This window comes from Bacillus sp. FSL H8-0545, assembly GCF_038006105.1.
Lineage (GTDB): Bacteria > Bacillota > Bacilli > Bacillales > Bacillaceae_G > Bacillus_A > Bacillus_A cereus_U.
The window spans coordinates 1,974,042-1,987,235 of record NZ_JBBOUO010000001.1; the positions used below are offsets into that span (position 1 = coordinate 1,974,042).

Genomic DNA, 13,194 nt, shown 5'->3' on the forward strand with positions numbered 1-13,194 from the left:
AAATTCAATAATAGGATTATAGGTTTCAAGGTGGATTTCTAATTTCAAAATAATAGAGGGAAGAGTAATCTTCCCTCTATTTAATTTGTTATTTAATTTTCGTAAATGTAAGAGGCTGAGTACTTAAAGTTGCAGGTACATGTAATTGAAGAGTCGGGAATTCACCATTTACATTCATATCATAAGCGAATAAAAGCCCCATTTTCATTTGGAACAAACTAATTGATGCTGAGAAGATGTCGTAATGATGGTGCTGTAGTTTAATTTCCGTATCCATGAATTGTACATGTAAGGAATCATCTTGTTTGTATATTTTCAGTGTTCCATAAGCAGGGTGCTCAAAAGTTCCAGTGTAGTCATCTAATGTATGAGAAGGGGTAGTCCCATTTATTGCTTCAGGAAGTGATTCAGTTGCCTCTTTCATCATTTCTTTCATTTTTTCACTATCTTCTATAGCACGTTCATGCCAGTCGATATATTCTAGTCCGAGAAGTTCGTCGTAAATATGTTTTGTAATATAAGTAGGGAGTAAAGTTTGTCCAGAATTTGTTAGCACGATAACACCGATATTTTCGTTGGGCATAAATGACGCAAGTGCAGAAAATCCATCAATATTACCGCCGTGATGAATCAGTTTATAACCGCGGTAAGCGCTAATAAACCAACCGAGTCCGTAGCTATTTAATGGTGATTCAGTCGTTGATAACATTGGCTGATCTGGAATTGGAGTATGCGGTGTATACATTTCTTGGAGTAGTTCAGTAGAAATCAAATCATGATTTTCTGTTTTTCCTTTGTTTAAATGAAGTAGAACCCATTTTGCCATATCTTCAATGGTAGAGTTAATACATCCAGCTGCTCCAACGGTATCGATATTTCGGAATGGAATTTCTTTCATTTCACCATTATCTTCAGTGTAAGGTAATGCGTAATCATCTGTATGTTGTGAGTCTGTAACAGAGAAGTTTGTATGCCTCATATTTAAAGGTTCTAAAATATGTTCTGTAACGTATTGCTCCCACGTTTGATTCGTAATGCTTTCCACAATATAACTAATTGTCGCATACATTAAGTTGTTATAAAGAAATGCTGTGCGGAACGGTGCATCAAGTGATAAATGTTTTATTTTTTCTACGATATCTTTTCGAGTTAAGGAAGAACTGTACCAAAGAGCATCGTGACGACTTACCCCAGTACGATGAGAAGCTAAATCTCGTCCTGTAACTTGCGAGTTAGCGAGCATATCAGATAAAGAGAAGTTAGGTACGTAAGTTTGGACAGGAGTATCCCAATTAAACTTTTTTTGCTGTGCTAATAAGCTTAATGAAAGTGTACCGAATGCTTTCGTTGCGGAACCGATTGCGAATCGTGTCTGCGGAGTAACAGCCTCTTTTTTCTCTATGCTACGATAACCAAAACCTTCAGAAATAATGACCTCACCATCTTTTATAACGGCTATAGCAGCGCCAGGAACGTGTAAATCCCTCATCATCTTCTCAACCTTATGTTGTAACGTACTTAAAACAGGAGTTTTGATTTTAGACATGCTTCCAACCTCCAAATATAATTTTTATGTTCCGCACTATACTTTCTGTAATAGAAAAGTGAAAACCTTTTTTAATATTGAAAGTTAATAATTTTGTAAGAAATATTGAAAGAATTTTTATTAATTTGGATTATTAAATTCGCTGTTTTTCATGTTATGATAAATCTCATATAAGATTGAAAGAAGGTTTTCCTACATATGAAACATGCTGAATATGAATACTTAAATTTATGCCGTCATGTAATGGAGCACGGTACGAAGAAAGAAGATCGTACAGGGACAGGTACTGTATCTGTATTTGGATATCAAATGCGTTTCGATCTAAGTAAAGGATTCCCTTTATTAACTACCAAGAGAGTCCCATTTCGCCTTGTAGCAAGTGAACTGCTTTGGTTTATGAAAGGTGATACAAATATTCGTTATTTATTACAACATAATAATAATATTTGGAATGAATGGGCGTTTAAGAGCTGGGTAGAAAGTGACGAGTATAATGGCCCTGATATGACAGATTTCGGTCTTCGCTCTCAACAAGATGAGGAATTTAAGAAGCAATACGATGAGCAAATGGAATTGTTTAAAAAGAACGTTCTAGAAGATGATGATTTTTCGAATAAATATGGTTATTTAGGAGATGTATACGGAAAGCAGTGGCGAGCTTGGAAAACGACAGCTGGTGAGACGCTTGATCAGCTAAAAGATGTAATTGATATGATTAAAAAAACGCCAGATTCACGTCGCCTAATTGTTTCTGCTTGGAATCCTGAAGATGTACCGAGTATGGCTTTACCGCCTTGTCATACGCTATTCCAGTTTTATGTAGCAGATGGAAAGCTTTCTTGTCAGTTATATCAAAGAAGCGGTGATATTTTCCTTGGCATTCCATTTAACATTGCAAGCTATTCACTTTTAACACATTTAATTGCACATGAATGTGGTCTCGAAGTAGGAGAGTTTGTTCATACAATTGGTGATGCACATATTTATACAAATCATTTTGAACAAGTAGAAAAGCAGTTGGCACGTGAACCACGTCCGTTCCCTAAACTTACATTAAATCCAGATGTGAAATCTGTGTTTGATTTTGAAATGGACGATTTAACTATTGAAGGATATGATCCACATCCAGCAATTAAAGCACCAGTTGCAGTGTAATTGTAGAGGAGATGAAAAGATGATTATTTCATTTATGGTCGCAATGGACGAAAATAGAGTAATTGGTAAAGATAATAAATTGCCTTGGCATTTGCCAAGTGAATTACAGTATGTGAAGAACACGACAATGGGTCACCCGCTTATTATGGGAAGAAAGAACTACGAAGCGATTGGTAGACCACTGCCAGGAAGACGTAATATTATCGTAACTCGCAATGGAGAGTATCATGTTGAAGGTTGTGAAGTTGCTCATTCTGCGGAAGAAGTGTTTGAGCTATGCAAAGATGAAGAAGAAATCTTTATTTTTGGAGGAGCGCAAATTTATGATTTATTCTTACCGTATGTGGAGAAATTGTATATAACAAAGATTCATCATGCGTTTGATGGAGATACATTCTTCCCGGAAATAGATATGACTGATTGGAAAGAAGTTTTTGTGGAGAAGGGCTTAACGGATGAAAAAAATCCGTACACGTACTATTATCATATTTATGAAAAGCAACAATAAAAAAAGATTGATGTGAGCATTCACATCAATCTTTTTATTTATATTATTAAATGTATCTTTATAGAGGGGATTCGATAGTGCTATAATGAGAGTTAGCATGTATAGAATGCTATAAATCTTTAGAAGTACGCTATGTAATAAAAGGAGGAGAATCGGTTGAGAAAAATATGGGGGATTCTTTTTCTTTGCTTTGCATTAATGCTAGTCGGATGCGGCAAAGAAGAAAAACCACAAGAAGCGTTTGATACATATGTAAAAGCATGGAATAAACAAAAATTTGCAGATATGTATGATCAATTATCAGAAAATGCAAAAAAAGATATTTCACAGAAAGAGTTTACTGAGAAATATGAAAAGATTTATTCTGGTATTGAAGTGAAAGACTTAAAGGTAGAAACAGGGGAAGTAAAAGAAGATAAAAAAGATGAAGGCCCTGTTCCTTTTAAAGTAAGCATGGATACAGTTGGTGGTAAAATCACTTTTGGCCATGAAGCAAAAATGGTGAAAGAAAAAGATGGGGATAAAGAGTCTTGGAAAATAGATTGGACTCCTGATTTCATTTTCCCTGGCATGACAAAAGATAGTAAAGTGCGTATGCAGACAACACAACCAAAACGTGGTGAAGTTTACGATCGTAATGGAAAAGGTCTTGCGACGAATGGTAAAGCTTCTGAAATCGGAATGATTCCTGAAAAGTTAGGGGATGCTGCTCCGCAAACGAAAGAAACGGTAGCGAAGTTGTTAAATATGTCTGTAGAAGAGATTGATCAAAAACTAGCTGCGAAATGGGTAAAACCAGGGTATCTCGTACCAATTGGAATTTTGCCTGAGGGGGCAACGCAAAATACGTACATCGATTTACCAGGTGTTGCAACAAAACCTGTAAATGTTCGTACATATCCGTTAGGGGAAGCAGCAGCGCATCTTACTGGTTATATCGGAAAAGTAAATGCTGAAGATTTAAAAACGCTTCAAAAGAAAGGCTATCAAGCCGATGAACCAGTTGGTAAGGCTGGATTAGAGCAAGTATTGGAAGAACAGCTACGCGGGAAAAAAGGTGGCCGTGTCTTCATGGAAGATGCACAAGGAAAAGAAATTAAAAATTTAGCGAAAACAGATGCTGTTGATGGGGAAAATGTAACTTTAACTATTGATAGTGCTACTCAAGAAAAAATTTATAATGAAATGAAAGGAGAGGCTGGATCTAGTGCTGCAATTAATCCGAAAAGCGGGGAAACGATTGCACTTGTAAGTAGTCCAGCATACGATCCTAATCTTATTGCGAGAGGGACATCAAAAGCTCAACGTGAAGCTTGGAATAATGACCCGAAAAAACCGATGACGAATCGATTTACACAATTATCGGTTCCGGGTTCTGTATTTAAGCCAATTACAGGTGCAATTGGACTTGAAACAAAAACAATTGATCCGAAAGAAGAATTGAAAATTGAAGGATTGAAATGGACGAAAGATTCTTCTTGGGGCAATTATTACGTAACACGTGTAAAAGATGCAAATCCGATTGATTTTGATAAGGCAATGAAATACTCGGATAATATTTACTTTGCACAAGAAGCTTTGAAAATTGGAAAAGATAAATTTATGGCTGAGGCGAAAAAATTCGGATTTGATGAGAAATTACCAATTGAATACGGATTCCCGGTTTCTAAAATCGCAAGTGATGGCATAAAAAATGATATTCAAATGGCAGATACAGGATATGGACAAGGACAAGTCTTAATGACCCCTCTTCATTTAGCTTTAACGTATGCACCGATTGTAAATGATGGAACGATTCCGTCGCCATATCTTATTAAAACAGATAAACAACCAAAGGCCTGGAAAGAAAATGTGATTTCTAAAGGAACTCAAGATATATTGAAAACGGCTTTAACAAAAGTAATTAACGATCCAGATGGTACGGGGAAAATTGCGAAAATTGATGGTATGACCCTTGCTGGTAAAACAGGAACAGCAGAATTAAAAGTATCAAAAGAGGCAGAAGGAAAAGAACTAGGTTGGTTCGCTGCGTTTGATTTAAATTCACCTGATATGGTCATTACAATGATGATTGAAGATGTAAAAGGTAGAGGTGGAAGTAATATTCCGGCTGAAAAAGTGAAACATGTTTTTCAAAAGTAGTAATTGATGAAGACTATCTCCATGAAATATGGAGGTAGTTTTTTTATTTGATTAAAACCTTAATATTTATATACAAAAACTAACTGAAATAATATAACTTATTAACTTACGAAAAAAAAGCAGCTATTTTTTTATTGACAGCCATTAAAACTTTTTGTATTATACTTACATAAGGTAAGTTATTTACTATAAAATAATAAATCTCAAATTAAAGATAAATTTAAAAAAGGGAGATAATACAATGACAAAAGTACTATTTATTACAGCAAATCCAAATTCAGCAGAAGGTTCTTTCAGTATGGCAGTAGGGGAAGCTTTCATCGAAGCATATAAAAACGAACATCCACAAGACGAAGTTGTAACAATTGATTTATTCAATACAACTGTACCAGCAATCGATGCAGACGTATTCGCTGCTTGGGGTAAATTTGCAGCAGGCGAAGGATTCGAAACTTTAAGTGAAAATCAGCAACAAAAAGTTGCAGCAATGAACAATAACTTAGAAACATTTATGCATGCAGACCGTTATGTATTCGTGACTCCAATGTGGAACTTCAGCTACCCAGCAGTAGTGAAAGCATACTTAGATAACTTATCAATTGCAGGCAAAACATTCAAATATACTGAAAATGGTCCAGTTGGCTTACTAGAAGGCAAAAAAGCACTTCATATTCAAGCTACAGGCGGCGTTTACTCTGAAGGAGCATACGCATCTATGGACTTCGGTCGCAATCACTTAAATGCAGTATTAGGATTCATGGGTGTATCAGACACTGAATATATTGCAGTTGAAGGAATGAATGCAAATCCTGAAAAAGCACAAGACATTAAGGAAGCAGCAATTGTAAATGCACGCGAATTAGCAAAACGTTTCTAATATAGAAAACTTCAAAATGTCCAAACACTTGTTGTTTGGACATTTTTTCTTCTTTTTCCTTCGTTTGTCTAGTATAATGAAGGTCGGAATGATAATAGGTGGGGGTTCTGTATGATTCAAACGTTTTTTAAAATCTTTTATTTAATTTTAATCGTAATTGCGATTACACCAAGATTGTGGCGTATAAAAAGAAAAGCAAATGCGATGTCACCGCAAGAAAAAGATAGTGTTGTGTATAAAACCACAAACTGGTTTGGTAAGAAAATGGTGGGTGTAACTGGATCGACTGTAGAAGTAAAGGGACTTGAAAATGTTCCGAAAGACAAGCCAGTGCTAGTTGTAAGTAATCATCAAAGTAATATGGATATTCCTGTTTTACTAGGTTACTTAAATAAGCCAATTGGATTCGTTTCAAAAGCGGAAATTAAAAAGTTTCCGGTTGTACCAACATGGATGGAACTAATGAATTGTGTGTTTATGGACCGCAGCGATCGCCGTCAATCTCTTAAGGCAATTAAAGATGGAATTGAACTGTTAAAGAACGGGCATTCTATCGTAATTTTTCCAGAGGGAACGAGAAGTAAGGGTGGCGAAATCGGTGAGTTTAAAGCAGGGAGTTTTCACCTTGCTGTAAAATCTGGCGTATCTATATTACCAGTAACTTTAGATGGTACATATAAGATGTTTGAGGCTAATGGAAATCGTATGAAACCAGCTCATGCAACATTAACAATTTCTAAGCCAATTACACCTGAAGAATATGCAAGTATGGATGCTAAAGAGTTAACCCAGCATACAAAAGATATTATTGCATCTCAATTACATAAGTAATAAAAAAAGTTTCAGCTTAAACAAGCTGAAACTTTTTTTATGCTGCGGGTAAGACATAAAACAGTACGCAGAAAAACATCATTGTACTACCGCCTAGTACGAAGAGATGCCAAATGGCATGATTGAACGGAAGCTTTTCCCAAAGGAAGAATATAGCTCCGACAGAATACAAAATGCCGCCTATTAATAGTAGTGAGAAGCCGTGACCGGTTAAATTTTCATAAAGGGGTTTAATGGCAACGATGATGAGCCAACCCATAATGATATAACATAATGTTGATGTTTTAATAAAGCGACGAACAAAGAAGATTTTGAAAATAATTCCACCAATCGCAAGGGTCCAAATAATTGCGAGTAAAGTCCAACCGAGCGGGCCACGCAGTGTAATGAGTAGAAATGGTGTATACGTGCCGGCAATTAATAAATATATGGCGGAGTGATCTAAAATGGTAAATAACTTTTCTACTTTTGGATGATGGATACTATGTAGCAGTGTAGAAAATAAGTATAGCAAGAACATGCTTACGCCATAAACGGTAAAACCAACAACAGCAGATGCTGTACCATGTTTGGAAGCATGAATAATTAATATGATTAAGGCAGGGATGCTTAAAATGGCACCGATACCATGGGTAATTGCATTCGCAATTTCTTCTTTTACAAATTGGGTCATTCTTGTAATTTTTTGCGTCATAATGTTAATCCCTTTCACTGTATTGAGATAAGTTATATTTTCCTTAACCATATCATATACAAAAGGAATAGAAAATGATATTTGTATAATTGATTTTATTTTTGAATTTTTTTGACAAAAGACAACGGATACATTGACGTTTACAAAATTTTTTGACAAAATGAACTTATGGAATAGTAGGACAAGAATCTACTTATGAAGGGGATGGGGAAATGTTTTCAAATATTGGCTTTCCAGGGTTAATTTTAATTTTAGTAGCAGTGTTAATTTTATTCGGCCCAAAAAAGTTACCGGAAATTGGGAAAGCTTTAGGGGAAACGTTAAAAGAATTTAAAAAATCAACAAAAGAATTGACTGATGAGGCATTTCAAGAGAAAGAAAAAAATAAATAAAAGAATCTGATGAAGTTTTTCTAGGAATGGATAAATAAAGTGTGGTGAACGAGATGGAAGATCGGGAAATGAGCGTAGTAGAACATATTGTTGAGCTTCGCAAACGAGTAATATATACAGTATTATCCTTTGTATTATTTTTAATTATTGGATTTACTTTTACGAAGGATATTTATTTTTGGCTTGTAAAAGATTTACCAATGAAATTAACTGTTCTCGGTCCAAGTGATGTGTTGTGGATTTTTTTCTTGATTGCTACAGTATTTGCTATCGTTTGTACAATTCCTTTTGCTGCGATACAAATTTGGTTATTTGTAAAACCAGGTTTACATCCCAATGAACAAAAAATGACATTAATGTATATACCGGTATTGTCTATATTATTTATAGCAGGCCTATCTTTCGGTTATTTTATCGTCATGCCATTTTTATTTCATTTCCTAACTACAATTGGTAATGAGATGTTTAATACAATGTTTACAACGGAAAAATATTTTCATTTCGTATTAAATTTAACAGTTCCGTTTGCTGTTATATTTGAATTACCTGTAGTTGTTATGTTTTTAACGAGTATAGGTCTTCTAACGGCAGAATTTCTGCAGAAAATAAGAAGATATGCTTATGTCGTGTTGATTATAATTGCATCGTGTATATCGCCGCCAGATTTTTTATCACATAGTTTAGTAGCGGTACCGCTTATTTGTATTTATGAAATTAGTATCGCTTTATCAAAGATAGTTAGTAAACGAAAACAGAAAAGAGAAGAAGAAACACAGTCGAAAAGTGCCTCGTTATAAAGGCACTTTTTAATTTATTTGTTATACTCTAGCCATAATTGTATACAATATATAGAAGAAAAAAATTATAGAATCTCCAAAATTTAGACAAACTTTTCATTTTTATAAGGTTATACTGAAGTTATCAAGCTATATATGGGTAATAAGACTCCCGTCTCAAAGTATATATAGGACAGGGTTCGAATTAGGTGGATATAAATGAAGTATTAACTTCTAAACGGGGGCAGTTTAAGGATATTTTAGTATTCATAGGAAACCTACACTAAAAAACGTGTTAAAGAATAAAGTGGAGGAAGTTCAAAAATCCAACGAAAAAGAGGATTGATATTGTGATTACGAAAAGTTTTTATTTCACTCATGCAACAGGGAATTGTATTAAAATATTTGAAATCCCTGTCCTACAAACACAGCATCCATTAGCGTTTCTAATTCAGTCTCGTCTTCAATTGTTTATTGCAAAAATTCAAAAACATAAAAACCCAAGAGTCTCGTACTCTTTCCGTGAATATTTACAAAGTTGTTTGAAGTGGAATGATTATTCAAATGTATATAAAACAAATACTCTTGAAAAGAATGCATAATATACAGCAGGGACAGAGTTAGGTAGGCTCTGTCTGTTTTATTTTAGGTATAAAAATATAATTAATTTGGTGAAATTTATTCGAAATTGTTGAAAGCATCAGGAATGCTAGTATAATAACAGGGAGAGCGTATTCGAAAGGGAAGAATATAATATGCAAAAAATTAAAATTGTAACAGATTCAACGGCAGATTTAACTCAAGAAGTGATTGAGAAGTATGATATTCATGTTTTACCATTATCTATTTCTGTAAATGGACAAACATACTTAGATCGTGTAGATTTGCAACCGGATGAATTTATTGAAGAAATGATTAAATCAGAAGAATTACCAAAAACATCACAACCGGCTATGGGTACATTTGTAGAAATGTATGACAAGCTAGGCGAAGACGGAAGCCAAGTGCTTTCTATCCATATGACAGGTGGAATGAGCGGTACTGTCGCAACAGCGAATAGCGCTGCATCAATGACAGATACAAAAGTAACAGTTGTTGATTCTCAATTTATTACACATGCTTTAGCATATCAAGTAATTGAAGCTGCAAAAATGGCAAAAGAAGAATGCTCACTAGAAGATATTTTAAAACGTATTGATGAAGTAAGAAAGAATACTCGTTTATATGTTGTCGTAGATACATTAGAGAACTTAGTGAAGGGTGGACGTATCGGTAAAGGGAAAGCTTTTATCGGTTCATTACTTAATATTAAACCTATTGCAAGCCTTGAAGGTGGCGTATATAATCCGGTAACGAAAGTACGTAGCCAAGGGCAAATTGTAAAAACATTGGCTAAAATATTCGAGGAGGATACTACTGGAAAAGTGGTGAAAGCTGTTGCGATTCCACATGCTAAAGCAATTCCTTTAGCAGAAAGTGTAAAAGCAGCTGTTGAAAAAGTGAATGGATTCACTCAATCAGAGATTTTCTATACAACACCAGTTATCAGTACTCATACAGGACCAGGAGCAATTGGTTTTATGTATTTAGCAGAGTAATAAAAAAGCTACTTGAAATGAATTTTCAAGTAGCTTTTTTATGTGTATATGAAGTAAGAAATGAGAAGGGCAATACAGGCGCTTCCGCTAATGATATAGCGAGTCTGTAAATAATCTTTCATGGAAAACACCCTTTTCGATTTTTTGAAGTATATGGTAAATTACTCAGAAAATTTAGTTCTATTATACAGGAGAAGTTTCTGTGATTTTTACTGGTTCTTTATCTGGGACAATAGGGCTATAAGTGAAAGTTTGACCTAAAAAGAGAACATGTAGTTGTTCCCACGGTAGCATTCGTAAATTCCAGTTATTTCGTAGTCGTGTTACTGCTTCCCTTGGTGTTTCATCTGCTAAAGCAAAAGTACCGTAGTGCATGGGAATGAAATGTGTAGCTTTTATATCTAGATAGGCTTGCACAGCTTCTTCTGGTGAAACGTGAGACACTTTCATAAACCATTCTGGCTCATAGGCACCAATTGGCATAAGTGCAATATCGATTGAAAAACGTTTGCCGATCTCTTTAAATCCTTGGAAATAACCACTATCACCACAAAAATAAATGATTTCTGAAGAAGTCATATTATCAATGATCCATCCTCCCCAGTGAGAGGTGTTCATATCAAATAATGTTCTTCTCGTCCAGTGCTGGGCAGGTACGAAGTGAAAAGAGACTTCATCAATTGTTGTACTTTCCCACCAATTGTATTCTTCTACATTGGTGAATTTTTTACGAGTAAATAATTTTTTTAGCCCAATAGGAACTAGGTATAAAGTATCATCGCTTAGTTGACGAAGAGATGAAAAGTCTACATGATCGTAATGACCGTGTGAAATAAGAACGATATCGATTTTAGGTAGTTCTTTTATAGTGAGCCCAGGCTCAGTAAGTCGTGGAACTAACTTTAATTTATTAGCCCATACTGGATCTGTTAAAATATTTAAGCCGTTCGTTTGAATGAGAAAAGTTGAATGACCAATCCATGTGACAGTCGTTTTTTTAAAGTTATTTAGCAGAAATTTACTTTGTTTAACAGGTGATTGTTCTACTAGGAAAGAAAAGTCTTTTTTGTTTTGCTTTCTCTCTTTACGCCAGCGTAAGAAGGAGCGAATTGATTTTTTTGTACTTACATTATCCATATTTTCATAGCGCTTTGCCATGAACATCACCTCATTTAAAATCGTTGTAGTTGTATTGTACCGAAATGTTGTTAAGGAATACAGTGTTTAACATGGATTAATGTTTAAGTAATTGTAAAAAAATAGGGAGATTTATTTACAAATTTAACAATGAACTTTGTTTCGCAAATAATGGTTAGAGAAATAATAGTGGTAAAATATATTTTGTCTAGTAATTAGCTTGAAATAAAGAAGTAACATACGTAAATTCGTACGATTTCGTGAACAAATGAAGTAAACAATTTTCTCATAGTATTTACTTTTGTTATGATATACATAACTTACATAAATTAAGGATAGAGAAAAGAGGTTTAATAATGAAGCGTTATCAAAAATTAATTGGTCTTATGGTTGTATTTTGTCTCTTTGTACTTGCCGGTTGTAGCAGTTCAGGTTCAAAATTACGTAAACCATTAAACTGGGATTTGGAAACTTTCCAATACACAAATCAAGAAGGAAAGCCGTTTGGTACAAAAGATTTAAAAGGGAAAGTCTGGGTAGCTGATTTCATGTTTACAAACTGTCAAACGGTTTGTCCGCCAATGACTGCTAATATGGCTAAATTACAAAAAATGGCTAAGGAAGAGAAATTGGATGTTCAGTTTGTTTCGTTTAGTGTAGATCCTGACCTTGATAAACCAGAAAATTTGAAAGCTTTCATTCAAAAGTTTACAGAAGATACAAGTAACTGGAACTTGTTAACAGGTTATTCACTAGAGGATATTACAAAGTTTTCAAAAGATAACTTCCAATCGCTTGTAGATAAACCAGAGAATGGGCAAGTTATTCACGGAACATCATTTTTCTTAGTCGATCAAAATGGAAAAGTAATGAAAAAATATAGTGGTATTAGTAATACACCATACGAAGATATTATACGTGATATGAAGCGATTAGCTGATTAAAAAGAAGGGTGCTTAGCACCCTTCTTTTTTGTCTTTTAGTCTATGGATAATATGTCATGCTGTTGTGGTAGTTTCGGTGCGCGAATTTCTAACACACCGTTTTGATAAGAAGCTTTCGCTGTTTTTTTATTAATTAAATATGGTAACTTAATAATTCTTGACGCTTCTGAAATGGAACGTTCTCGGCGATAATAATTGTGAGAAGATTCTTCTTCTGTCTCTTCAAGTATATCTTCTTTTACAGAGACTTTTAAGTATTCGCTTTGTATTTCAATTTGAATTTGTTCTTTTTGTATACCTGGTAGTTCGGCTGTAACGACGAGTTCGTCACCAACTTCGTATAAATCTACTGGGAATGTTAATAAACGGTTTCCTTTTTGGAAAAAATGATTTAAATCAGCAATTACGCCACGAAGAGGTGTTTGTTCGAAAAAATCATCAATTTGCTTTAAATAATTACGAACCGGTGGGCGAGAAGAATCTTTTTTTTCTTCACTCATGGTATTACCTCCTAGAAATCAATTTGCAATATCATATGACAAAAGCGGAGAAAGGTGAGTGCCTAGTTTTCATGTTTTCATAAAAAATTGTTAA

At 34.5% G+C, this 13,194-nt stretch carries 14 protein-coding genes; 10 read left to right on the top strand and 4 right to left on the bottom strand.

What is annotated here, in order from left to right; all coding sequences use genetic code 11:
• Positions 1-88: 88 nt before the first annotated feature.
• On the bottom strand, positions 89-1,546 hold the full coding sequence (locus MHI07_RS10425) for a serine hydrolase (RefSeq protein WP_002158018.1): 1,458 nt from the start codon (positions 1,544-1,546) through the stop codon (positions 89-91).
• 198 nt (positions 1,547-1,744) lie between these two features.
• Between MHI07_RS10425 and MHI07_RS10430 the strand changes: the two genes are divergently transcribed.
• From MHI07_RS10430 to MHI07_RS10450, 5 genes are all read left to right on the top strand, one after another.
• The gene (locus MHI07_RS10430; RefSeq protein ID WP_016104733.1) at positions 1,745-2,701 is read left to right on the top strand and encodes a thymidylate synthase; all 957 of its coding nucleotides are present in this window, start codon (positions 1,745-1,747) and stop codon (positions 2,699-2,701) included.
• A gap of 19 nt (positions 2,702-2,720) precedes the next feature.
• On the top strand, positions 2,721-3,209 hold the full coding sequence (locus MHI07_RS10435; RefSeq protein ID WP_016104734.1) for a dihydrofolate reductase: 489 nt from the start codon (positions 2,721-2,723) through the stop codon (positions 3,207-3,209).
• 156 nt (positions 3,210-3,365) lie between these two features.
• Entirely contained in the window at positions 3,366-5,351 is a 1,986-nt protein-coding gene (gene pbpC / locus MHI07_RS10440; protein ID WP_340823554.1) for a penicillin-binding protein 3, read from the top strand.
• Positions 5,352-5,592: 241 nt separating this feature from the next.
• A complete protein-coding gene (locus MHI07_RS10445) occupies positions 5,593-6,228 on the top strand; it encodes an FMN-dependent NADH-azoreductase (protein ID WP_002158014.1) in 636 nt (211 codons plus the stop codon).
• Between the two features lie 111 nt (positions 6,229-6,339).
• Positions 6,340-7,059 (top strand): lysophospholipid acyltransferase family protein, encoded by a 720-nt coding sequence (locus MHI07_RS10450; RefSeq protein WP_002158013.1) that lies wholly within the window; start codon positions 6,340-6,342, stop codon positions 7,057-7,059.
• A gap of 37 nt (positions 7,060-7,096) precedes the next feature.
• Here MHI07_RS10450 and trhA read toward each other — a convergent pair whose 3' ends face one another.
• Positions 7,097-7,753, bottom strand: coding sequence for a PAQR family membrane homeostasis protein TrhA (trhA, locus tag MHI07_RS10455; RefSeq protein WP_002118985.1), 657 nt, complete (start codon positions 7,751-7,753; stop codon positions 7,097-7,099).
• Positions 7,754-7,965: 212 nt separating this feature from the next.
• On the opposite strand from trhA, the gene MHI07_RS10460 reads away from it, so the two are divergent.
• From MHI07_RS10460 to MHI07_RS10475, 4 genes are all read left to right on the top strand, one after another.
• A complete protein-coding gene (locus tag MHI07_RS10460; RefSeq protein WP_002012719.1) occupies positions 7,966-8,145 on the top strand; it encodes a twin-arginine translocase TatA/TatE family subunit in 180 nt (59 codons plus the stop codon).
• A gap of 53 nt (positions 8,146-8,198) precedes the next feature.
• Entirely contained in the window at positions 8,199-8,942 is a 744-nt protein-coding gene (gene tatC / locus MHI07_RS10465; RefSeq protein ID WP_033714706.1) for a twin-arginine translocase subunit TatC, read from the top strand.
• Positions 8,943-9,271: 329 nt separating this feature from the next.
• A complete protein-coding gene (locus MHI07_RS10470) occupies positions 9,272-9,523 on the top strand; it encodes a DUF2535 family protein (RefSeq protein WP_002158010.1) in 252 nt (83 codons plus the stop codon).
• A 153-nt stretch (positions 9,524-9,676) separates the two neighbouring features.
• Entirely contained in the window at positions 9,677-10,519 is an 843-nt protein-coding gene (locus tag MHI07_RS10475) for a DegV family protein (protein WP_340823559.1), read from the top strand.
• Positions 10,520-10,702: 183 nt separating this feature from the next.
• Here the strand turns inward: MHI07_RS10475 and MHI07_RS10480 are convergent, their stop codons facing one another.
• A complete protein-coding gene (locus MHI07_RS10480; RefSeq protein WP_340823561.1) occupies positions 10,703-11,677 on the bottom strand; it encodes an MBL fold metallo-hydrolase in 975 nt (324 codons plus the stop codon).
• Between the two features lie 335 nt (positions 11,678-12,012).
• Here MHI07_RS10480 and MHI07_RS10485 point away from each other — a divergent pair, with 335 nt between their 5' ends.
• Positions 12,013-12,600, top strand: coding sequence for an SCO family protein (locus MHI07_RS10485; RefSeq protein WP_002202146.1), 588 nt, complete (start codon positions 12,013-12,015; stop codon positions 12,598-12,600).
• A gap of 35 nt (positions 12,601-12,635) precedes the next feature.
• Here the strand turns inward: MHI07_RS10485 and MHI07_RS10490 are convergent, their stop codons facing one another.
• Complete coding sequence (locus tag MHI07_RS10490; protein ID WP_144506186.1) at positions 12,636-13,100, bottom strand: Hsp20/alpha crystallin family protein; 465 nt, start codon at positions 13,098-13,100, stop codon at positions 12,636-12,638.
• Positions 13,101-13,194: the final 94 nt, after the last annotated feature.

Excerpts from the sequence above, each read along its gene's own strand:
- MHI07_RS10480 (WP_340823561.1), bottom strand. The coding sequence starts at position 11,677 with ATGGCAAAGCGCTATGAAAATATGGATAATGTAAGTACAAAAAAATCA.
- MHI07_RS10430 (WP_016104733.1), top strand. The coding sequence starts at position 1,745 with ATGAAACATGCTGAATATGAATACTTAAATTTATGCCGTCATGTAATG.
- MHI07_RS10485 (WP_002202146.1), top strand. The coding sequence starts at position 12,013 with ATGAAGCGTTATCAAAAATTAATTGGTCTTATGGTTGTATTTTGTCTC.
- MHI07_RS10425 (WP_002158018.1), bottom strand. The coding sequence starts at position 1,546 with ATGTCTAAAATCAAAACTCCTGTTTTAAGTACGTTACAACATAAGGTT.
- MHI07_RS10435 (WP_016104734.1), top strand. The coding sequence starts at position 2,721 with ATGATTATTTCATTTATGGTCGCAATGGACGAAAATAGAGTAATTGGT.
- MHI07_RS10490 (WP_144506186.1), bottom strand. The coding sequence starts at position 13,100 with ATGAGTGAAGAAAAAAAAGATTCTTCTCGCCCACCGGTTCGTAATTAT.
- tatC (WP_033714706.1), top strand. The coding sequence starts at position 8,199 with ATGGAAGATCGGGAAATGAGCGTAGTAGAACATATTGTTGAGCTTCGC.
- MHI07_RS10450 (WP_002158013.1), top strand. The coding sequence starts at position 6,340 with ATGATTCAAACGTTTTTTAAAATCTTTTATTTAATTTTAATCGTAATT.
- trhA (WP_002118985.1), bottom strand. The coding sequence starts at position 7,753 with ATGACGCAAAAAATTACAAGAATGACCCAATTTGTAAAAGAAGAAATT.
- MHI07_RS10460 (WP_002012719.1), top strand. The coding sequence starts at position 7,966 with ATGTTTTCAAATATTGGCTTTCCAGGGTTAATTTTAATTTTAGTAGCA.
- MHI07_RS10445 (WP_002158014.1), top strand. The coding sequence starts at position 5,593 with ATGACAAAAGTACTATTTATTACAGCAAATCCAAATTCAGCAGAAGGT.
- MHI07_RS10475 (WP_340823559.1), top strand. The coding sequence starts at position 9,677 with ATGCAAAAAATTAAAATTGTAACAGATTCAACGGCAGATTTAACTCAA.